This window comes from Legionella gratiana, from assembly GCF_001467695.1.
GTDB lineage: Bacteria > Pseudomonadota > Gammaproteobacteria > Legionellales > Legionellaceae > Legionella > Legionella gratiana.
This window is the reverse complement of record NZ_LNYE01000006.1, coordinates 213283-233409: the sequence shown is the minus strand read 5'-3', so window position 1 is coordinate 233409 and position 20127 is coordinate 213283. Positions and strand designations below refer to the sequence as shown.

Below are 20127 nucleotides of genomic sequence, written 5' to 3'. Positions count from 1 at the left end.
CATGTCAGAAAATGCCCTTTATCGTTGTGAGCAAATTAGAATTTGTGAGCAACAGGCTACTTCTTTATATCAATTAGATGAAAATACATTGATGTCTCGAGCGGGAGCAGAGGCATTTTCGCTTATAATAAAACTTTATCCTCATATTCGTCATCTTGCAGTTTATTGTGGTTCGGGAAATAATGCGGGTGATGGATATGTTGTTGCACGATTAGCACATGAACATGGATTATTTGCTACTGTTTATCAATGCAAGGCATTGGCTGATTTGCCCATTGCTGCCCAACATGCAGCTTTGATGGCCATTAATGCTGGAGTTGACTGCCAACCTGCGGAGGAGCCTTTAGATAGCGAAGCTGAGTTAATTATCGATGCTCTTCTAGGTATTGGTTTAAGAGGACCTGTGCGGGGAAATATTGCATCAGCAATTCATCAGATCAATGCAAGTGGCCTTCCTGTAGTGGCTTTAGATATTCCATCAGGCCTTAATGCAGATACAGGACAGGTGGAAAACCTTTGTGTTAAAGCCAATGTCACTGCAACATTCATAGCTCAAAAGCAAGGTATGTATACTGCGGATGGTCCAGATTATTGTGGGGATATTTATTGTTGTCCGTTAGGCTTGGAAGCCTGTACTACTCAATTAGCACCTGCTGCACGTTTACTAAATTCTATTGCTTTATCTTTACCACTTTCTAAGCGTAAAAAAAATTCGCATAAAGGGAATTATGGCCATGTCTTAGTAATAGGAGGAGGCCCAGGCATGCCAGGAGCCATTAGTCTTGCGGCAAAAGCAACACTGCGAACGGGTGCTGGGTCAGTTACTGTGGCAACTTGGCCTGAATATGCAAAAAGCGCTTTATCCTTAATTCCTGAAGCTATGGTAAGTGGTATTAAAACTGCAAAAGACTTAAAACCACTTTTAGCAAAAGCTTCCGTTTGTGTTATAGGGCCTGGTCTCGGAGAAAGTGATTGGGCTATTGAGCTATTTTTGACAGCAATTACGTCACAATTACCTATGGTGATTGATGCCTCCGCATTAAGATTGTTAGCAAGTAACGCGCAATCAGATGATAATTGGGTATTAACGCCACATCCTGGGGAAGCAGCAAGTCTTCTTTCTTGCGCTACTGATTTGATTCAGCAAGATAGATATCAAGCTGCAGCAAAAATCCAACAACAATATGGTGGTGTTGTTGTATTAAAAGGTGCTGGAACTGTGATTCAAACCGCTGAAAAAAACACATTTATCTGCCCTCGTGGAAATCCTGGTATGGCTAGTGCAGGGATGGGCGATGTATTGAGCGGTATTATTGCCGGTTTTTGTGCCCAAGGTTTTTCTTTAGCTCATTCAGCACAGTGTGGCGTTTGGGTCCATGCGGTTGCTGGAGACTGGATCGCGAAAAAACTAGGAGGGACTGGATTATTAGCCAGTGATTTGTTGGATGCTATACCACATGTATTGAATTGTTCTGAATGATGGATACGAATCAACCTAATGCACTAATGCTGGATTTACCTGACGAAAAAGCGAGCGTACATTTTGCCTCTCGTTTGGCTTCATGCCTAACTCCTTCTTTAATCATGGCTTTTAGTGGTGATCTAGGCGCAGGAAAAACCACGATTATTCGTGCCATGCTAAAGTGCCTAGGAGTTCAATCTGCTATTAAGAGTCCCACTTTTTCCTTAGTCGAAAGCTACACCTGTCAAGACATGCTCGTGCATCATTTTGATCTATATCGAATACATCATGAGGACGAATTGGAGTATTTAGGGTTTCGAGATTATTTTGTGCCAAGTAGTATTTGTTGCATTGAATGGGCTGAAAATGCAGGAACCGCATTGCCTTATATCGATATTCGTTTTAAGTTACACGTTAAAGGGGCTGGACGTGAAGTGCAAATAATGGCATTGAGCGCGGCTGGTAAAGAAATTTTAGCTCGCCTGGCAGGAGAAACATGATCATTCGCTTATGGATTTTTATTGTATTATGTCTTTGGTCTGTTGTTACTTTGAGCGCTCAACTTAAGTCAATTGTTTTAAAACAACAAGGAAACCAAACTTCTCTTTACTTGACCATTGATGGATCATTTACACATAAACTCTTTTTATTAAGCCAGCCTGAGCGAGTTGTATTAGATTTAAAAGAAACTCAATTAGCTGTAGATTTAAATCAATTAGGTTTAATTAACGGATTAGTGAAACAAGTTCGTAGCGGGCATTCTGAGCCTAGAACTTTACGATTAGTTTTTGAAGTAAATCAAAAAGTACAACTACGTTCATCTCCTTGGCAGCCTAATGGGGCTTATGGTGGAATACGAGTTGATTTATTGCATAGTGGTCATCTGGTAGCCCCAGTTGCTTCGAGTACACCTATGAAGGAGTTGCCAGCAACTCAAAAAATGCCAATCAAACAGTTTCAACAACAATTGCCAAAACAGAACATGAATGCATCGCAACAGCCAGTACAACCTATTCTAGCACGTCAAGCACCTATTAAGGTTAGTGGCAAACCTACTCGATTGCGTGATGTCATTGTTGTTCTAGATGCAGGTCATGGAGGGAAGGATCCCGGAGCTCGAGGTCCACGACATAGCCGTGAAAAAGATGTGGTATTGGCAATTACTTTAAAACTAAAGCAATTAATTGATAGGCAGCCAGGTATGCGTGCAGTATTAACGCGTTCAGGTGATTATTATGTAGGTCTTCGTCAACGTTTAGATATTGCTAGAAGACATAATGGTGATATTTTTGTTGCTATTCATGCAGATGCATTTAATAACCCACATTCTCATGGTGCCTCCGTATTTGCATTATCCCAAAGAGGAGCAACGAGTGAAGCTGCTCGTTGGCTTGCTGAAAAAGAAAACTATTCTGAATTAGGTGGAGTGAATTTAGGTGAGTTAGATGATCGAAATGGGGTAGTGCGTTCCGTATTAATTGATTTATCTCAAACGGCTACGATTAATGCAGGCTTACAAATGGGAGGGCGAGTTTTAAATCAACTCGGCAATTTTACTGATCTACACAATCACAAAGTAGAGCAAGCTCGTTTTGTTGTTTTAAAATCTCCCGATATTCCTTCAATTTTAGTTGAAACAGGATTTATATCGAATCCTATTGAAGAGCGGAATCTCACTAGTCCTGCTTATCAAGCTCGTTTAAGTCAAGCCATTTTTCAAGGCATTAAAGGATATTTCTGGGAGCATCCTCCGCATGGATCACGTATTGAAGCAATGGCAACAAATACAATTCATTTAGTTCGAACTGGTGAAACGCTGCCTGCTATAGCGGCTCGTTATCATGTTTCAGTCACAGCACTCCAATCAGCAAATCATTTGCGAGGTATCAGTCGACTTCGACCTGGGCAGAAATTGGTGATTCCTCCAGCATGGGCATGAGAAGTAATAGTTCAGATCCCTCAAACTTATATCTAAGCAAACGGTTGGAGGGTGATCTATGACCATGAGAATTCGACAGCTACCCCCATTAATAGCCAATCAAATAGCTGCTGGAGAAGTAATAGAGCGTCCAGCATCTGTAGTAAAAGAATTACTTGAAAATGCCTTTGATGCAGGGGCTTCTGCAATTACTATTGAAATTAGTTATGGCGGCCTAAATCAAATTAAAATTAGTGATAATGGAATAGGAATTGTGGCAGATGATTTGCCTTTGGCTATTGCGCCCCATGCTACGAGTAAAATTAATTCACTTGATGATTTGTACGCAATTGAGAGTATGGGGTTTCGTGGCGAAGCATTGGCCAGTATTGCTTCAGTAGCTAAAGTCAGTATCAGTTCTAGACCAGCACAGCAAGAAACAGCGATGGTATTGCGTGTGCAAGGTACGGAAATAACGTGTTCTTCTTGTGCCCGTGCTGTAGGAACTACGGTAGATGTTGTTGATTTATTTTTTAATGCCCCGGTGCGAAAACGATTTTTAAAGAGTGAAAAATTAGAGTTTCAAGCAATAGAAACAGTGGTGAAACGTTTTGCTTTAAGTGCACCTGGAATTGCATTAACCCTAAAACATAATGGGAAACAGGTGCTCTTACTTCCTGCGGCAACAAGCGAACAATCTCAATTAATCCGGATAACTCGAATAATGGGTAGTGCGTTTGTTAAAGAAGCGATCCATCTTGATGTGGATCATCATTCAATGAAACTGCGTGGGTGGATAAGTGGTACTAAATTCCAGCGTAGTCAAAGTGATCGTTTATGGGTTTATATCAACGAACGCATGGTAAAAGACAAGTTAATTCATCATGCATTAAAGCAGGTTTATGATGGTTTATTACATCCAGGTCGCTTTCCGGCATGTGTGTTGTATTTAACAATAAATCATGCCGAAGTTGATGTGAATGTACATCCTACAAAGCATGAAGTACGTTTTCAGCAGCCGCGGTTAATTGTTGATTTCTTTACGTCACAATTAACCGCGGCATTGGGCGCTCAAAAAGAGAGGAATCAAGAAACCGTACGTAAATTTCACGCCAACCAAGCAAAAGAGATTTATGAGCCATATCCTAAGCTGACTCTAATGAGAGAGTGCATTAACACGCTTGATCAGCCTTGGATTATTTTAAACAATCACTATATTTTGGTTTTTATTCAGCAACAGCCTTATATCGTTAATCTTATGGCGTTACAACAATATAAGATACAACAACAAATGTCTGGATTGACTTTCCCCCTAGTAAGTAGACCCTTGTTGGTGCCGATTCGTTATCCTCTACCTACCAAGTTTGTTACGAATCGTTCGGATTTTATTTATTGCTTGAGTCAATTAGGAATACATATTGGAGATTTTGGAGATCAGGAGATATCAATTCGGAGTATCCCACTTTGTATGCCCTATTTGGACTTACGCTTATTTTTGGATGCTGTAGCTGATCTGGAGGTAGTTCACTTTCCCAAACTAATCGAACTCATGAGTCAAGCACAAGTTTTTGATCCTAGGTTATTAAGTCTTGAGGAAAAAATGGAGTTAAATGAGTTGTTATTAAACGCTCACGGAGAAGAACATAAAAAAACTGGATTATTTAAAGCATTAACCGTTGAAGATTGTCGGAACTTCTTAGATGTCTAAATTGATTTTTTGTTTAATGGGACCTACTGCTGCAGGGAAAACTGCTTTAGCTTGTGAGTTAGTAACACATTATCCTTTTGAAATTATCAGTGTAGATTCGGCGATGATTTATAGGGAAATGAATATTGGAACAGCCAAACCTAGTCCTAAAGAGTTACATAGTGCTCCTCATCATTTAATTAATATTAAAGATCCCGTGGAATCCTATTCTGCAGCTCAATTTTGCAGTGATTCTTTATCTCTATGCGATGAGATTTTTATGAAAGGTAAGATCCCATTACTTGTTGGTGGGACAATGATGTATTTTAATGCATTACAAAAAGGCCTAGCTGCCTTACCTGAGGCTGATCCGGTCTTACGCGAACAACTAGAAAATGAAGCAGCGATGCATGGTTGGGGAAGACTGCATGAACAATTAATGCAAATTGATCCTGATAGCGCTACACGTATTCATGCGAACGATGCGCAACGAATTCAACGTGCATTAGAGGTATATTATTTAAGCGGAACGACTTTATCCACTTTTTTCGAGCACCAAAAGGAAAAGAACGCACACCATTTTGTCAATTTTATCCTTTTTCCAGAAAATCGAGCATGGCTACATGAACGTATTGCCCAACGTTTTGATCACATGTTACAGGCAGGATTTATTGAGGAAGTGAAACAACTACGGCAAAAATGGCAGTTATCGATAAACTTGCCCTCGATGCGTTGCGTGGGTTATAGACAAGTTCTAGAATATCTTCAAAATGATTATGGCTATTCTACAATGCGTGACAAAGGAATTGCTGCTACGCGTCAATTAGCTAAGCGTCAATTAACTTGGTTAAGGCATTGGGAGGACGCTTTATATTATGATCCGCAAAACGAAGCTTTTCGCGATCAGATTATAGCGAAAACCAGGGAAATATTAGATAATTCTTTTTTTGGATAATCCTAAAAAACCTTTATTAAAGGAACATTATGTCAGAAACTAAACCAATACCCGCGAGTACCCAAAAAAACTATGTGGTACATCATGATGAATTACCTCTGAGTTGTCCAACAAAAGATATGGTGCTATGGAATGCACACCCTAAGGTTTATCTGCCTATAGAAAAAACAGGAGTAGAGGTTTGTCCTTATTGTGGTTCGCGATTTGTTTTACAGAATGATTAAGTAATAGCCTAGGTTCCTTCCCATGTTAATGTTGACTCTAACGGTTGCAAATGCGGCCGTTTCTGACAGAGGTGGATCACCTACATGATTCATTCGATTTGTATTGTAAGATTATCTGCTTTAGGTGATGTTCTAATGGTTGTTCCTCTCATTAGAACTTTACAGGCGAGTTTGCCACAAGCTCGGTTGACTTGGATTATTTCTAAACCGGCTTTTGATTTGGTAGAGGGAATGGATGGCGTTGAGTTCATTTTAATTGACAAGCCCAGTAGCATTAACGATTATTGGTCTTTTAAGAAACAAATGAAAGGACGGGCTTTTGATGTACTTTTAGCCCCACAAGCGAGCCTTAGGACAAATTTACTTTATCCATTAATTCGTGCGAAACGCAAAATAGGTTACGATGACCATAGAGCAAACGATGCTCATGGCTTGTTTGTTAATGAGCGAATTACACCAGGATTGGAACATACTTTAGATGGTTTTTTAAAATTTGCTCAAGCGTTAGGGGTTCAGGAGCGAGTCATTCGCTGGGATTTACCTATTTCTCCTGCTGATTATCAATGGGCTGAACATTATTTGCCCAAAGAGGGACCTATATTAGTCATTAATCCTGCGGCGAGTAAGCCAGAACGGAGTTGGCCTATTGCACGTTATATTGAAGTGTTACAGCGAGCTCAAGCCAGATGGAATGTACACGTGCTCATTACTGGTGGCCCAGGTGATTTTGATAAACAGCTTGCCGAACAAATCACAAAAGTTATTCCAGCAATTAATCTTGTAGGCAAAAGCAAACCGAAACAACTATTAGCGTTGATTAGTAAAGCATCTGTTGTTCTTTGCCCTGATACGGGGCCTTCTCATATGGCTACAGCTGTAAATACTCCTGTTGTTGCATTGCATGCTGTAACCAATCCCCTTATTTCTGGTCCCTATCTTTTTCAACATTTAGTGGTGGATCGTTATCCTGAGGCAGCAAAAAAAATTTTAGGAAGCACATGCATTGAAGAAGTATGGGGACAACATGTACATGGTGATGAACCTATGCAATTAATTTCAGTTGACGAGGTGATGGAAAAGCTGTCTCTGGTTTTAGATTGCTCCAAAAGTACTAAAGTATGTTAATAACGAGTTCGACATAAAAGGCATAGAAAGCCTTTTATGTCGCTAAACGAACGGGATCCAGTTTAATCCACATCTTTGATGAAATCACAGAGCAGAGCAGCTGGATGTGGTTTCTTAAATGACTTTTCGTGTCGTTCACATTCTTAAAAAATACGCGTGCAAAGCATGTGAACCATCCAACTTGCTAAATTACCTAAGCAACCAATTGATAAAGCCATGGCTTCTGCAGCTCAGTTAAAATTTTAGGAAAATATCAAACAACTTATTGGAATATCAATCTAACTTTATCTTAATCGCGAGATAATAAACTAAAAGTACAAATAAAATTCTTGAGCAGAAGTAATCGCTTTTTTTGCTTAGAGTATAAGGAGCTATCACAATGCCAACAGTAAAAGATACATCAAATTCAGATAGGTTCGGGCTTCGCAAAGCTCTTGATACATACTTCGAAGCTCCTAATCCAGATAACCTTACCGCATTTGAGGATATATTATCAAAAGAGGAACATTCCCAATTAGAATCATTTCTTCAACAAAAGCAATGGCTGGTACAACTATCGAAAGTGTTAAAAGATGATCGGGTCAAGGCAATCTTAACTGTTTTTGAAAAATATAACTTTAAAGCTCCAAAACAAGAGGGGTTACCTTCCAACTTAATCCCTTTTTATGTTCATCCCAAAAGAAGAGCGGCTCTAAGGCTCGAGGACTTTATAGCTCATCCGAATGTGCTTACTTGGGATGAAGTATATTCTGATCATAAACCCCAACTAATTCATTGCAGTACTGAACAAAATAAGTCATTTGATGTAGTTACATACAACGTAGCATTAACAGGGCCATTAATAGTGAATGACATCAATGATCCCGATAATAACGTACGAGGCAATTTATGGAAATCGGTCCCTGAGGGTTTTGAAGCAAGCAAAGAAGTTGAAAAAATGTATTTTGAGCGTGAGAAAAGACTCATTCAAACGCTACAAAAACGAGCTATTTCCGCACCAATTCTTTTATTACAAGAAACTACAGAAACTTTTGTTAAGAATTTGCAAAAAAATCTAGGTGATGATTGGGAGTTTAAATTTTCGAAGGGAAATATCGCGACTCTATGGAATACGAAAGAGATTTCTTTTATGAAAATGCAAGAAGATCCTAAGCTCAAAATTAGCTCAATAGAGTTTAACTATCAAGATGAGACTTGTATTATCTCCAACGGTCATCTTTCTCATGCGGATAAGGCTACAGAGGGGGAAGAGGTCCTAAATAATATGTTGAAGGAATCAAACAATCATTTCTTTTGTGGTGATTTTAATCGCCGTCTTCCTCCTCTTGATGATGGCTTTCACCATAATGGTACAGGAAATAACTTCGCTAAGTTTCGTGAAGAATATGATTGTACTGATGGTGGATTTACTTTTAGGAAGAACAAGATAGTCCGCTTACCATCACAAATTATCGATGAACAAACCGGTTGTGTTGTCAAATGTCGTGACGTTTCTGTTGCCGAGGCGTTGAAAAGCGATACCTATCAAGAGTGTATTTTTCCGCAGAATTATGATTTAGATGGATTTCATGAAAAAATTGCTAAATTGAATATCGAAATGAGCTCCATGACGCTTGAGAAAAATATCTATAATGTATCTCGGGTAACCCTTAAATCCCAAAACAACATAATTTATGAACTTGCAAAAGAATTTCCCTATCTAGAAGAGCCGGAAAATAAGAACGGAGAATTTACCTATGTCATTTATACTAGCCCGTTGGTGATGCAGGTTAAATTAATAAACGAAATCAAGCAGAATTCGGATATCAACATTGAGCCCTTAATCAAAGCAATCAAACAAGTTTTAAGCACAAATGTAAATGCCTCTTTAAAACAACAAGCACTTAATGATTTTAAAGCGTGTACAGACTCAATACTCGCTTCAAAAAGTAAACTGAGCACAGGATTTAAAATCTCCACGATGGCGTTAGCTATGGCAACTACAGCCTTAATTGCTCTAGCTGTAGTTTTCTTGCCTCCTTTAGGTATTGCTGCTGGAATTACTGCTTTAATGGGTGTGGGGCTTGTTGGAATAAAGGGAATAGTTGATAGAAAAGAAGCAAAGAAGATAACCGAATTAGTAAACGAAGTACTAATCGCAGGACAACAATCAATAAACAATCAGGTTAAACCAGAAATGCCTCTGGCTCCCACTTCAGCCCGGATATTGCAGCGACTATTGCTGCAAGAGAATAAGGGGAGCTTGCAAAATCTCAGCCCAGAGCAACGGAATAAAGTAAATAGCAAGGATAAAGAGAAAGCCGCGGAGAATTTAAAACAGGCAATGTTGACTAGAACATTGGAAGAGGTCGGAAAAAACAATAATACTGAATTAGAGCAGCAAGAAAAAGATTCAGAGATAGATTCAAAATCAGAAATATGTTTTGGTTATGGTTTAAAATAAGAGCTTGAAACTAGACTGGGCAGAAGAGCTGCCGTATTTAAAGATCATGCTATATTATTTTTGAAACATAAATGTTCTTCGTATTTTTTAATTTCCTAAGCAAAGCCAATGCAGGTAATAAAGCGGTTTCTTCTTCGGGACAAAAATCCATTGCAACAGCAAATCCAATATGCTCCTCCTCAGGTAAAGTTAATTCTCTATTTAAAATAGGCCTCACTCTATCAATCAGTGCTTGCATTGCAATATCATCTATCGAAGTAAAATGCATTTTTCTACTAGATAACATCTTTCCCAAGGTTACATGTAGAGCATATTTTAATAAATATAGAGCATCTTCATGTACCTGATCTAGGTTATTTAACTGAATCAGACCTTCTTCATTATATAAGTGTGTAAAATCGTATTGCTCAGATAAAAAATCTTTGTGAAGAATATCTGATTGTTGCACATGACTCGTCTGGCTTCTAAAGAAAAACAAAACAGTATTGTTACCTTGTAGTTCATTAATTTTAAAACATCCCTGAAAAATAAAAGGGGTTTCCCAAACAGCAACTAACACAAGGGTTTCAACATTAATTCCTATAAAATTTTTCTTAGTTGACATTATACATCAGTTCTGAATTTAATATTGTGGTTGATATTACCATCAGGTTGACACCAACAAAACTTATTTACTGAAGCAAATATTCTTAAAATATCACCATATATTACCTGTGCCTCTAATAAAAATAACTTTCGATCAATATAGTTAATTAGGTACTATTAAATGACATTTTCTTTCCACGTTTTCGGAAGCGTTGTCTGCAGTTATGTTAGAAATACAACCACTCCAAAAAGGATGGGCAGTAGCAGTAGTTTTACTATTTAATGATTTCTGAGTAGCAGAAGGCTCTTGGATACACATTGATTCACTATTATACCTTGGGGTATGTTTGTTTATTTTAATATGAGATCCCTCGAAGGAAGGTTCTTTGAATTCTTGCTTTGTTTTTTCTTGCAAATGCTCCAAAGGCTGTTGTTTAAAGCGATAAACGTTCATGAAGGTGATACAGGCTTGAGTAATCATTAATGCGACACAAATAACAGGGTTAAGGGTAAAAATTGCTGCTGCCGGTATTGCGGCACTGTTATAAATCAAATTCATCGCTAGATTTTGATTTATATTAGCTACAGTTTGTTTTGAAACTGCAAAAGCGGAAGCAATAGGTAATAAAGTGTCATTATGAATGACGATGCCCGCTACTTGTTGTGTCAACTCGTCACTGCCATCAGAGGCTATAGCAATACCTAGATCACTGGCTGCGATTGCCTCAGCATCATTTCCTGCATCACCTATCATGGCTACCCTTCGTCCTTGCTTTTTTAGAGCCTGAATATAGGCTGTTTTTGATCGATGATTGTTTTCCATAGAGCTTGCGATGCAATTGGCATAAACTTTTTCGATGCCAAGAGCTTTTGCATAACGAAGAGCAGTTTCTTCATCAGCACCAGTGCATAAATGAATTTCTTTTCCCATGGTTTTTAATGCATTAATGGTGCGCTGTGCCTCTTTACGTAAAGGATCGGTTACTACCATAACCCCAATGATTTCTTGGTTACGTGCAACATAAACGAGTTGATCACCTGCTGCTAATGGAAGGTGTTTGAGTTCTGATGGGATCGCAACGCCTTTTTCATGCATTAATGCTTTGCTGCCAATGGTATAGTGATTATCCTGTACTACTCCGCTTACGCCTGAGTGATATGTTTCATCAAGCTCAGTTGCCTCTAATTTTGGGTTGTTGTGCTGGCTAGCAAAGGAATAAATGGCTTTTCCTATGGGGTGGCTTGATTTCTTTTCTAAGGATTCGCAAATGGAAAGAAAATCTGCTTCTGAAAGCTTGCTGTTATCCAATAAATAAAGATTTTTTATCTTAGGTACCCCGGTAGTTAAAGTGCCATTTAAGTCAAAAATTACCGTATCGATTTGTTCGGCTTGTTGTAATGTTTTTGCGCTTTTAAATTGCACACCATTTTCTGCAGCCTTATGCATGCCAGTGTTTACTGCTAGCGGGGTAATAAGACCCAAAGTACAGGGGCACGCGCTGGCTAAAATTGAAATCACACATTGAAGTGCTACAGCAGCTGGGAAAAAGAATCCCATAATTACTCCAGAGATAACTGCCAATGCAATTACTGTTGGAATAAAGTAAGTCAATAATTGCTCCGTTTTGATTTCAATGGGTGCTTTTTCTAATATGGATTTCTCTATTGAGGCATCAAGTCGTTTCAGATAAGAGTTGGTATGAGTGTGAGTAACGCGAATTTTTAACGGATTTGTATTTTCAGCTAAGCGCATGCCTGCCAATACTTTTTTTTCGGCTGAAAAATAATGAGGTCGGGTCGCTCCTGTAATAATTGTGTCATAAATAATGCTGTCATTCACACAGATACCATCGAGCGGAATAATTTCCCCTGGATGAATAACGATCACCTCATTTAGTTTAATATGCTCTAATTGAGTTTCTTCAATATCAAGATCAATTTGTTTTCTTGCCATTTTAGGTGCTCTGTCTTGAAATCGAGCAGTACTTATTTTTTCTTTAATCGTTTCTTCTATGGCAATACCTATGTGTCTAAAACCATAGATAAGCAATCCCGCTTCAAACATCATTGGCAGCCACGGGACAAATAACGAAGCAATGGAAACAGCCAAAATGGATAGTGAACTTAGAGCAAATAAACTATCCATGGTTAAGATGCCGGTTTTAGTTAATTTTGACCAAGCTTGGTAATAAGAATTTGCTCCTAAGGCCAATGTGGTTAAGGTACTGAAAATGGCGATTGGAATCATAAATGCAAGAGAGCCCCCTGTAGCAAGACAAGCAATAAGCACAGCAAGTCCAGCAATACATCCTACTGCACCCAGAAACCAATGGGAGGCGACAAGCGCTTTTACTTTGGTAATCAGTGTATTCCAAGAAAGTGCTTGCTGAGGTTGTTCTTGGAGCTTATTTTGAATTGCTCCTTTTGGAGCGGATTCCGGAGTGTATTCGTACTCCCTACAGCTGAAACCAATATCTTCTATCTCTTCTTTTAATTCAGACCAAATTATTTGATGTGCTCGTGTATCTTCGTCGTTATCAAGGGTTACAAGCGTTTTTTTAGGATCAGCTGTTGTCAGGTCTACATGAAAGTAGTGTAGTTTATCGCCAAATTTGCTTCTTAGGCAGTGCTTTATGCCGTTGCTACAATTAACACAGGTCATTCCCTCAACATAAAAAACATAGGTTTTAGACATAGTTTTTTCTTAAAAACATGAAGTTACGATTTGCGTGAAATCATAACACATATAGCATTTTTTGCACCATTTTTTTATGAACATGTACTACACATTTAATAAGAGTGAGTTTGGAAGTCCTGGGCAAAGCGCTTTACCCAGGAAATGGAGTTTAGAAATTTATTGTTGCGGCGGTTGCGAAAAATCAGCAGAAGGTGGAGTGGAACGAAGACTTTGCATTAACAAAATAGTGTTAGTGAGTAAAAGACGCTCATGAATTTGACGATCTAAGTACATTTGGTAATTGATTTCTGCAAGTAAGATGGCGATTTCTTTTTCTACAGATGCAGATGAACCATTATTAATTTGGCCAATCCATTGTGTGTTACCTACTGCACCTGTTTCACCTTCGACCGTTGTGGGATTAAAAATTCGCCATGTTGCCATATTAAATTCATTCAATGCCTGGCTTGTTGATTGAGGTAGTTGCTGGACAAAATTAGTAATAGGAGCTTTGGGGCCCTGTGGTAACCTTTTTGACAAAATATAATATAAGTTACTTATTCCCACTGAATTTTGAGCGGCATAAGTGCGCAAGCTCGCAAGATACCGAGAGAGAGTTGCTTGAGCTTGCATTTGTTGAGTGGGTGTGACCGTAGCGCTATTTGAAGGAGCTGTGGCTTGAGTATACAGATTATCATAATCTTTCCAAACGGGTAATTTTATAGGGACTACACCACCTGTAGCATAGCGAATAAAATTGGCTGCTTGTTGTGCTTGGTTATTTGCGGTTAACCCTTGCGCTCCTTGTCCTCCTCCTGCGCTCGTGGTTGAGTACATCAAAGGAGCAATTAATGAATTGCTATTAACCTGTCCTAAAAACGTTGTAATGTAATCATAAGAAAAATAAGATGGAGCTGTTGAGCTATCTGCAGGAGGAAGAGGGCCTATCACATTGCTCGCAACAAGACTCTCCGTAAGGTAAGGACAGTCTGGTATCACACCACTTCCATCATAGTTTATACAGTAGCTATAATCTGGAGTGCCTAAAATGTTTAATATAGACTGAGATACGGGATCTGATATTTGACCTGTTTGGCTGCCTTGATTTGTTTGGCTGCCTTGATTTTTTTGATCAATTAAGCCATTGACCCCAATTCCAGTTTGCGAGGATGAGGAATCAGGAGAAGAATAACCTGGAAAAGTAGCATTCGCATAAGGATTCAACGTGTCAAAAAGATTTTTGTCCTCCTGAGGCACAAATGTTCCAAGATTACTCATGTTAAGGCTATTAAATGGAATAGCGCCTAAAAAGCTATAAAATAAAGAAACTTGCGCGGATTGCGCTTGATTCAATGTTATGGTAAGAAGGGGGCTACCATTAAGGCCTAACTTATTGGGTTGGGTGATATCATAGCCTAGATATTGTCCCCAATTGGTTAAATAGGTAACTATTTCTTGCAAACTACTAGATGCTTGCTGTTGTTGATACTCGGTCGTTGTATCATCTGCTGTGGCAGGAAATGCAGCAAAGCAAAGCAAATTAAGCAATGCAAATTTAAATTTTAATTTCATTTATTCTTCCCCTTCGAGTGCACGTAAAACAAGTTTTAGACGATATTGGCAAAAAACTCGAGACAATAACCTTAGGCGTTCAAAAACAATATTTCTTTTGAGAAAAATTCCAGCGGGATCATTGCTTCCAGTGCTTGTCTCTTCCGCATGAATTAAAATGCGTGAAGCGCTACCGGGGTGGACGGTATCAATTGCTTGAAGCAAACGAAGTCCTCGACCGGATTTGATGTTTCCTACGATACGAATAAATTTTTCTTCTTCTGCTAAGAGCCCCATATCGATTTTTTCTATGTCATCAAGTTCATTGCCTAATTGCTCCATGGCTCTTTCAAATTCTGGATTTCCATCTAAAGTCCAATCTTCAACGCTCTCCATAAACGTGATAACTCTATAAATCATAGGATCAATATATTCAAACCAGTACTTGGCTGAGGCTTCATGACTTAAATCAGGCATTTTTTACTCTTTCTTTACTGTAAATATGGAATGGACGAACTCTATACTTACTACTATAGTATATTATGAAGGTTAAAATAAAGAAGTAAAAAATATGAAAAAACACCATCATTCACGCATTGTAACTTTGTTTTCACGAATATTTAAGATTCGTAGTTGGTTTGATTGGGAACGGATGAAAGCAATCACTGTATCTTTGGGGAATGGGATTAAACACTTATTTGTGCCTCATCAAAATATTGAAACGGAGGAATCATTTACTGATGCTACAAAGAAATTTGGACTCAGTGATGAACGTTTACTTGCCCAACAAAAAGCACTATTTCGCTTAAGTATGTTAATGATGCTTGCTGCAGTTTTGATTTTATGTTATGCAGGTTACCAGCTTTACTTGGGGTCTCTCAAGGCATTCTTTGTGAGTCTTGTCGTTATGTCAATCGCATTGGTTTTAGCCTTCCGTTATCATTTTTGGTACTTTCAAATTAAACAGCGAAAGTTGGGATGTACCTTCAGTGAATGGTATAGGCAAGGTTTATTAGGGGAGAAGAAATGATTAAACTAGCCGTCTCTGTGCTTCTCTTTTTATTTTCTGGTTTGGTTTTAGCAGCTGATGGCTCTTTGAGTTTTGCTCCTCCTGCCAGTGATTATTCGGTCGTATTTCTTGGCAATTTATTCGGTGTTGTTGACGGGGTGTTAAGCGGTACTGGAAGTCAAATTATGGGAAGTATGTTTGGCGTGTTTAACGCGGCAGTCCTCGCCATTGGTGGCATTGTTATTTTATATACGCTTATAGTAGCCACCATGAATACGGCTCATGAAGGGCAGATGCTTGGGCAAAAGTGGTCGTCCATTTGGATTCCTATTCGCGCTACAATCGGTTTAGCATTATTAATTCCCAAAGCCTCGGGTTATTGCATGATGCAGATTTTTGTGATGTGGGTTGTAGTGCAAGGGGTGGGGGCCGCCGATAAAGTTTGGGAGGCTGCGTTAAGTTATCTAAATCGTGGTGGTGTGATTATTCAAGCACAACAATCAAATCCTGCGTCACAACTTACTTCGAGTCAGGGAGCCGGAATTGGTGGTATTGCTAACGGTGCCGAAACGATACTTGCTGGTCAAGTATGTATGTTAGGTTTGCAGACCCAGCTGGAAAATGTAAGACAATCTTATCTTTCTGCAAAAAGTGGAGGGGATTGCAAGAATGCTACTCCAGGTTCACCAATGGATACATTTTGTAAAACTCCTGTTCCTGATTTTCTAAGCTCGGTCAATGCAGTTGCTGCACAAACGACACAACAAACCGCAAAGCCCACACCCTCAAGTTATAGTGTTAAAATGCCTAATTTTGACTCTGGACCTTACACTTTTTTAAATGGAATTTGTGGTACCCTACAGTGGAACAGTCTTGCAACGAGCTACCCTAAACAATTTGGCGGATTAACTACCAATACGAGTGGGATTAATACAGGAAGTGCAAATCAAGGTACTGGAACAAATAATACTACAATTTCTGGCAAGAATGGTAATCAGGTAACCTTGAATCCTTCAGAAGTTGCTATGACTCAGTTATCTCGTGCTATTGCTGTTCAACAAATGTATACTGATTTGTCTTCAACAGCCCGTTTAATAATTAGTAATGACCCTCAAATGTCGTCAACTGGTAGCAGTGGTACAACTCCTACGCCTCCATGGGCAACTCAACAATTTGGTATCCCTTATACTACAAATGGATCGGCATGCAATGAGACAAAAAATGAATGTGTTACGTGGGGACCTGTGCCGGGTACTGTAGTTGGGGGAGTTTTATTTAACGGAACAGAGTTAACTAACGCGATTAATAGCTATAATGGAGTTATGATGCCGACAATTAACTTGGCACGTATGTTAACTAGCCAAGATAATGAAACCTCAGCTACTAATTTTATTAATCAGGCATCACTCCAAGGATGGATTATGGCAGGTGCTTATTATTACAATTTGGTACAAATCCAAGGAGCTTCTTCAATAAGCAATGCAAGTCAGATAGATCAAAATACAGGTTTGGAGAATAGTAAGTTTGATCCTACTGTTATCACCAGCCCATTCTCAGGCACTAGCTCGTCTAATTGCAGTTCAGGAAAGCTACCAGACCAAGATTTGACGAATCTATGTCTTTGGTTTAATTCTAGCGATACTGCTGTAAACAATTTAGTATCTCTCATAGGGGCAACCTCCACAATGACTAAAGTGCCTGCTCTTGCTACAAATATGACTTTAATGACTAATAATTCAGCATCGACAGTATTTGGCTTTTTAAATAATTCCCTAATGATGCAAACGCCTGGCCAACCAGGAACACAGCCACTGACTTTCGGCGACAGCTTCACCGTGCAGGTGAATACGACTCCAGTTGATTTACCCTCAGTAAGTTTTAGTTGTGGTGCAGTAAAACCCTTTTTCAATATTTGTCTGGGAAGGATTGTAGGTAATGTGGTTTATAACGGGATCATCAGGTTTATATATAATATTTTTATAAAAACAATTCTACAGATTATTTATCCCATTATAGATGCATTCTTAGAAATTCCATTACAAGGTATGGCACAAATCTTTCAGCAAGGCCTTTATATTATTGCCCAGCCAGGAGTTAATCCTGTGGTCGCTTTAGCCAATATGGGAAGTCAGTATATCAATTTTGCAGGTAATTTATGGGTTTATTTGCTGGGATTAGCAATATCTAGCGCATTAATTCCTATATTTGGTGTATTTATTTTTGCCTTACTTACTTTAGCGATGCCTCTAGTTATTGCTTGGGTTGGTATCATGGTTGGTATAGGTTTTATCACGTCATATTATGTGCCTATATTGCCCTATATAATTTTTGTCTTTGCTGGAATAGGTTGGATGATTGCGGTAATTGAAGCGATGGTTGCTGGGCCAATTATTGCATTGGGTATTACTCATCCTGAAGGACATGATGCTTTTGGTAAGGGTGAGGCAGCGATCATGCTCTTGCTCAATGTCTTTTTAAGACCTACGATGATGATCATTGGTTACATTTCCGCTATAGCCTTGTCTTATGTAGGCGTTTGGCTTTTGAATGCAGGTTTTGACCAAGCTATAGCATTTGTTGCACAGGAAACTAATAATGGAGAGCTTTTGAAAGGGAACATACTGTGGAATCAAATGGGAGGCTCGAAAGGTTTTACCGATTGGACTGCAATTTATGCATTCTTCTTCGCAGTATTGAGTTACACGATGTTGTATTTAACCATCATTCAAAAATCGTTTACTCTAATTACTTACTTACCGGATAAAGTGTTGCGTTGGATAGGCGGTACTCCTGAAAGTATTGGTCAAGAAAGTGCACAATGGGGTGAGGAAGTAAAAGGCAAAGTTCAAGAAGCTGGTAAGGAAACACAAACAGCACAAGGTACCATGGAAAAGACTATGGGTGGTGTTGCTATGAAGGGTGTTGGGAAAGTTAAAGGCGCCTTGGGTAAAGCTTTTGGTGGTAGCGGAAGTACATCTGGGGAAGGTATACAAGATGGTGGAGAAGCAGGAAGTAGTGGCGATGCTAAAAATCCTACACCCTCTTCGAGTTCGGTTGAATCAACACAACATGCAGGTGCGCCAGCAGGTGCATCTGGACCACCGCCTGTTTCAAAATAGTAAATGGGGAGTTTTGATATTATGCCCGAATTGTCTGCTCCAAGTAGCACCATAACAAGTCATTCTGACGTTGTTAATGACAAACTAAAAGATAAGCAAAATACAAAAGCAGATGAAGAACGGTTTATGCTCGAATTATTTGTAGTTTTGCAAAAAAAGAATGACTTGCTTTTAAACCAGCAATTTGATCAATTGCAAGTGCCTTTAAAAGAGATTGCTCAAGACTGTGGTTATCAAGATCTTCCTACTGCATTGAGTCTTGCAAAAAATGCTCGCGGGCAGACGGCATTAGTTAAGGCATTACAAGATCAAGAGTTTAGTCTTGCAAATGCGCTACTCATGTCTGGAGCACAATTTGATAATCAAGCCCTAGCTGAATTTGATATTGCGATAGACAGTGAGAAAGGGCGACAAGCACTTGCTGATGGTACCATCCAACTTCCATCTTCTTACAGGCCTTCAGATCGGGAGAATTTGCACTTAGTTAAAGAGTATGGCTTAGTTTTGGGCATAGAAATGACCAGTAAAGATGGTACTCCATCGCAACGAGCACACATAGGTCCTGCTTATAAATTAATGACAGAATCGGTCTCTGATTACAGTAAATCGTGTTCAAGTCAGCCCGTTAAAGATGATTTCAAACAAATTGCCAATGCATTTAATTTTACAAATAGTGTTTCAAAATTTCATGGCAGTAATCCTACTGGATCTCCTGAAGCGGGCAATGCACTAGCGAAACGAATTCAAGCTGGAGAGATCACAACAGTCCCTATAAATTGTAAAGGACACGCTATGGGTTTGTCTTTTGCTCCGGTGGCAGGAGATCCCAATAAAACTTATTTAATAGTAACGAATCGTGGCGAAGGTGCAGAAAAAACAGGGAAATTTGGAACCCAAATCTATGAAGTAGATAAGCGCGATGTTACTCCTGAGTTTATCAATAAAATGATGAATGGTCATTACAAAGGGCAATCACACGATGAAATAATGGGTAGAGTGGCGAAAGTCACTAAAGGAAAAGAGCCTGTTTATGACATTCCTCAAAGTCAACAGAAATACGACAATTGTACTGTTGCCAATTCTCGTTCTAATATCCAGGGAATACTTGCGTGTCAAGAAGCAAATCGTAAAGGAGGTTTTGATAAGGTAAACAAAGAAGAGATCAAAGATCGTTATAAAGGTTTTACCGACGATATGAAAAGTAAAAAAGTTCAAGAGTTAGGAAAAGCTCTTGCAAAAGATCCTGATAATCCCGATTTAAAAAATTTAGCACAAGGCTACTTAGATAAACCAGGTGGTAAATTTAAACATCATTTAGAAACTGCAATGAACAAAGATGTTGAGCCATCCATACGAATGAAATCTCCATAAT

Annotated in this window: 15 protein-coding genes; 11 read left to right on the top strand and 4 right to left on the bottom strand. The window is 39.0% G+C overall.

The window, feature by feature from the left end; genetic code table 11:
- The first annotated feature begins 1 nt into the window (after position 1).
- From Lgra_RS03480 to Lgra_RS03445, 8 genes are all read left to right on the top strand, one after another.
- Positions 2-1480, top strand: coding sequence for an NAD(P)H-hydrate dehydratase (locus tag Lgra_RS03480; protein WP_058497896.1), 1479 nt, complete (start codon positions 2-4; stop codon positions 1478-1480).
- On the top strand, positions 1477-1962 hold the full coding sequence (gene tsaE / locus Lgra_RS03475) for a tRNA (adenosine(37)-N6)-threonylcarbamoyltransferase complex ATPase subunit type 1 TsaE (protein ID WP_058497895.1): 486 nt from the start codon (positions 1477-1479) through the stop codon (positions 1960-1962). The genes Lgra_RS03480 and tsaE overlap by 4 nt, the downstream gene beginning before the upstream one ends.
- Entirely contained in the window at positions 1959-3401 is a 1443-nt protein-coding gene (locus Lgra_RS03470) for an N-acetylmuramoyl-L-alanine amidase family protein (RefSeq protein WP_058497894.1), read from the top strand. The genes tsaE and Lgra_RS03470 overlap by 4 nt, the downstream gene beginning before the upstream one ends.
- A gap of 58 nt (positions 3402-3459) precedes the next feature.
- Positions 3460-5088: a DNA mismatch repair endonuclease MutL gene (gene mutL / locus Lgra_RS03465; RefSeq protein ID WP_058497893.1), complete on the top strand. Its 1629-nt coding sequence runs from the start codon at positions 3460-3462 to the stop codon at positions 5086-5088.
- Positions 5081-6022, top strand: a complete 942-nt coding sequence (gene miaA, locus Lgra_RS03460; RefSeq protein WP_058497892.1) for a tRNA (adenosine(37)-N6)-dimethylallyltransferase MiaA — start codon at positions 5081-5083, stop codon at positions 6020-6022. Before mutL ends, miaA begins: the two co-directional genes overlap by 8 nt.
- A 29-nt stretch (positions 6023-6051) precedes the next feature.
- On the top strand, positions 6052-6246 hold the full coding sequence (locus Lgra_RS03455) for a zinc-finger domain-containing protein (RefSeq protein ID WP_058497891.1): 195 nt from the start codon (positions 6052-6054) through the stop codon (positions 6244-6246).
- Positions 6247-6330: 84 nt separating this feature from the next.
- Positions 6331-7371, top strand: a complete 1041-nt coding sequence (locus Lgra_RS03450; protein ID WP_058497890.1) for a glycosyltransferase family 9 protein — start codon at positions 6331-6333, stop codon at positions 7369-7371.
- A 379-nt stretch (positions 7372-7750) separates the two neighbouring features.
- On the top strand, positions 7751-9814 hold the full coding sequence (locus tag Lgra_RS03445) for an exonuclease/endonuclease/phosphatase family protein (RefSeq protein WP_058497889.1): 2064 nt from the start codon (positions 7751-7753) through the stop codon (positions 9812-9814).
- Positions 9815-9863: 49 nt separating this feature from the next.
- Here Lgra_RS03445 and Lgra_RS03440 read toward each other — a convergent pair whose 3' ends face one another.
- The 4 genes from Lgra_RS03440 to icmW all read right to left on the bottom strand — a co-directional run bounded on the left by Lgra_RS03440 (position 9864) and on the right by icmW (position 15104).
- Entirely contained in the window at positions 9864-10418 is a 555-nt protein-coding gene (locus Lgra_RS03440; protein WP_058497888.1) for a hypothetical protein, read from the bottom strand.
- Between the two features lie 144 nt (positions 10419-10562).
- Complete coding sequence (locus Lgra_RS03435) at positions 10563-13094, bottom strand: heavy metal translocating P-type ATPase (protein ID WP_058497887.1); 2532 nt, start codon at positions 13092-13094, stop codon at positions 10563-10565.
- 159 nt (positions 13095-13253) lie between these two features.
- Complete coding sequence (icmX, locus tag Lgra_RS03430; RefSeq protein ID WP_058497886.1) at positions 13254-14648, bottom strand: type IVB secretion system protein IcmX; 1395 nt, start codon at positions 14646-14648, stop codon at positions 13254-13256.
- Positions 14649-15104 carry a type IVB secretion system protein IcmW gene (icmW, locus tag Lgra_RS03425; protein ID WP_058497885.1) on the bottom strand — a complete coding sequence of 152 codons (456 nt, stop codon included), beginning with the start codon at positions 15102-15104 and terminating at the stop codon, positions 14649-14651. It abuts the gene before it with no gap.
- A gap of 94 nt (positions 15105-15198) precedes the next feature.
- On the opposite strand from icmW, the gene icmV reads away from it, so the two are divergent.
- The 3 genes from icmV to ankD are packed head-to-tail and all read left to right on the top strand — an operon-like array spanning position 15199 to position 20126.
- Positions 15199-15657, top strand: coding sequence for a type IVB secretion system protein IcmV (icmV, locus tag Lgra_RS03420; RefSeq protein WP_058497884.1), 459 nt, complete (start codon positions 15199-15201; stop codon positions 15655-15657).
- Positions 15654-18755, top strand: coding sequence for a type IVB secretion system protein DotA (gene dotA / locus Lgra_RS03415; protein ID WP_058497883.1), 3102 nt, complete (start codon positions 15654-15656; stop codon positions 18753-18755). The genes icmV and dotA overlap by 4 nt, the downstream gene beginning before the upstream one ends.
- Before the next feature lie 21 nt (positions 18756-18776).
- Positions 18777-20126, top strand: coding sequence for a Dot/Icm T4SS effector AnkD/LegA15 (gene ankD / locus Lgra_RS03410; protein ID WP_058497936.1), 1350 nt, complete (start codon positions 18777-18779; stop codon positions 20124-20126).
- Position 20127: the final 1 nt, after the last annotated feature.

Excerpts from the sequence above, each read along its gene's own strand:
- Lgra_RS03480 (WP_058497896.1), top strand. The coding sequence starts at position 2 with ATGTCAGAAAATGCCCTTTATCGTTGTGAGCAAATTAGAATTTGTGAG.
- tsaE (WP_058497895.1), top strand. The coding sequence starts at position 1,477 with ATGATGGATACGAATCAACCTAATGCACTAATGCTGGATTTACCTGAC.
- Lgra_RS03470 (WP_058497894.1), top strand. The coding sequence starts at position 1,959 with ATGATCATTCGCTTATGGATTTTTATTGTATTATGTCTTTGGTCTGTT.
- mutL (WP_058497893.1), top strand. The coding sequence starts at position 3,460 with ATGACCATGAGAATTCGACAGCTACCCCCATTAATAGCCAATCAAATA.
- miaA (WP_058497892.1), top strand. The coding sequence starts at position 5,081 with ATGTCTAAATTGATTTTTTGTTTAATGGGACCTACTGCTGCAGGGAAA.
- Lgra_RS03455 (WP_058497891.1), top strand. The coding sequence starts at position 6,052 with ATGTCAGAAACTAAACCAATACCCGCGAGTACCCAAAAAAACTATGTG.
- Lgra_RS03450 (WP_058497890.1), top strand. The coding sequence starts at position 6,331 with ATGATTCATTCGATTTGTATTGTAAGATTATCTGCTTTAGGTGATGTT.
- Lgra_RS03445 (WP_058497889.1), top strand. The coding sequence starts at position 7,751 with ATGCCAACAGTAAAAGATACATCAAATTCAGATAGGTTCGGGCTTCGC.
- Lgra_RS03440 (WP_058497888.1), bottom strand. The coding sequence starts at position 10,418 with ATGTCAACTAAGAAAAATTTTATAGGAATTAATGTTGAAACCCTTGTG.
- Lgra_RS03435 (WP_058497887.1), bottom strand. The coding sequence starts at position 13,094 with ATGTCTAAAACCTATGTTTTTTATGTTGAGGGAATGACCTGTGTTAAT.
- icmX (WP_058497886.1), bottom strand. The coding sequence starts at position 14,648 with ATGAAATTAAAATTTAAATTTGCATTGCTTAATTTGCTTTGCTTTGCT.
- icmW (WP_058497885.1), bottom strand. The coding sequence starts at position 15,104 with ATGCCTGATTTAAGTCATGAAGCCTCAGCCAAGTACTGGTTTGAATAT.
- icmV (WP_058497884.1), top strand. The coding sequence starts at position 15,199 with ATGAAAAAACACCATCATTCACGCATTGTAACTTTGTTTTCACGAATA.
- dotA (WP_058497883.1), top strand. The coding sequence starts at position 15,654 with ATGATTAAACTAGCCGTCTCTGTGCTTCTCTTTTTATTTTCTGGTTTG.
- ankD (WP_058497936.1), top strand. The coding sequence starts at position 18,777 with ATGCCCGAATTGTCTGCTCCAAGTAGCACCATAACAAGTCATTCTGAC.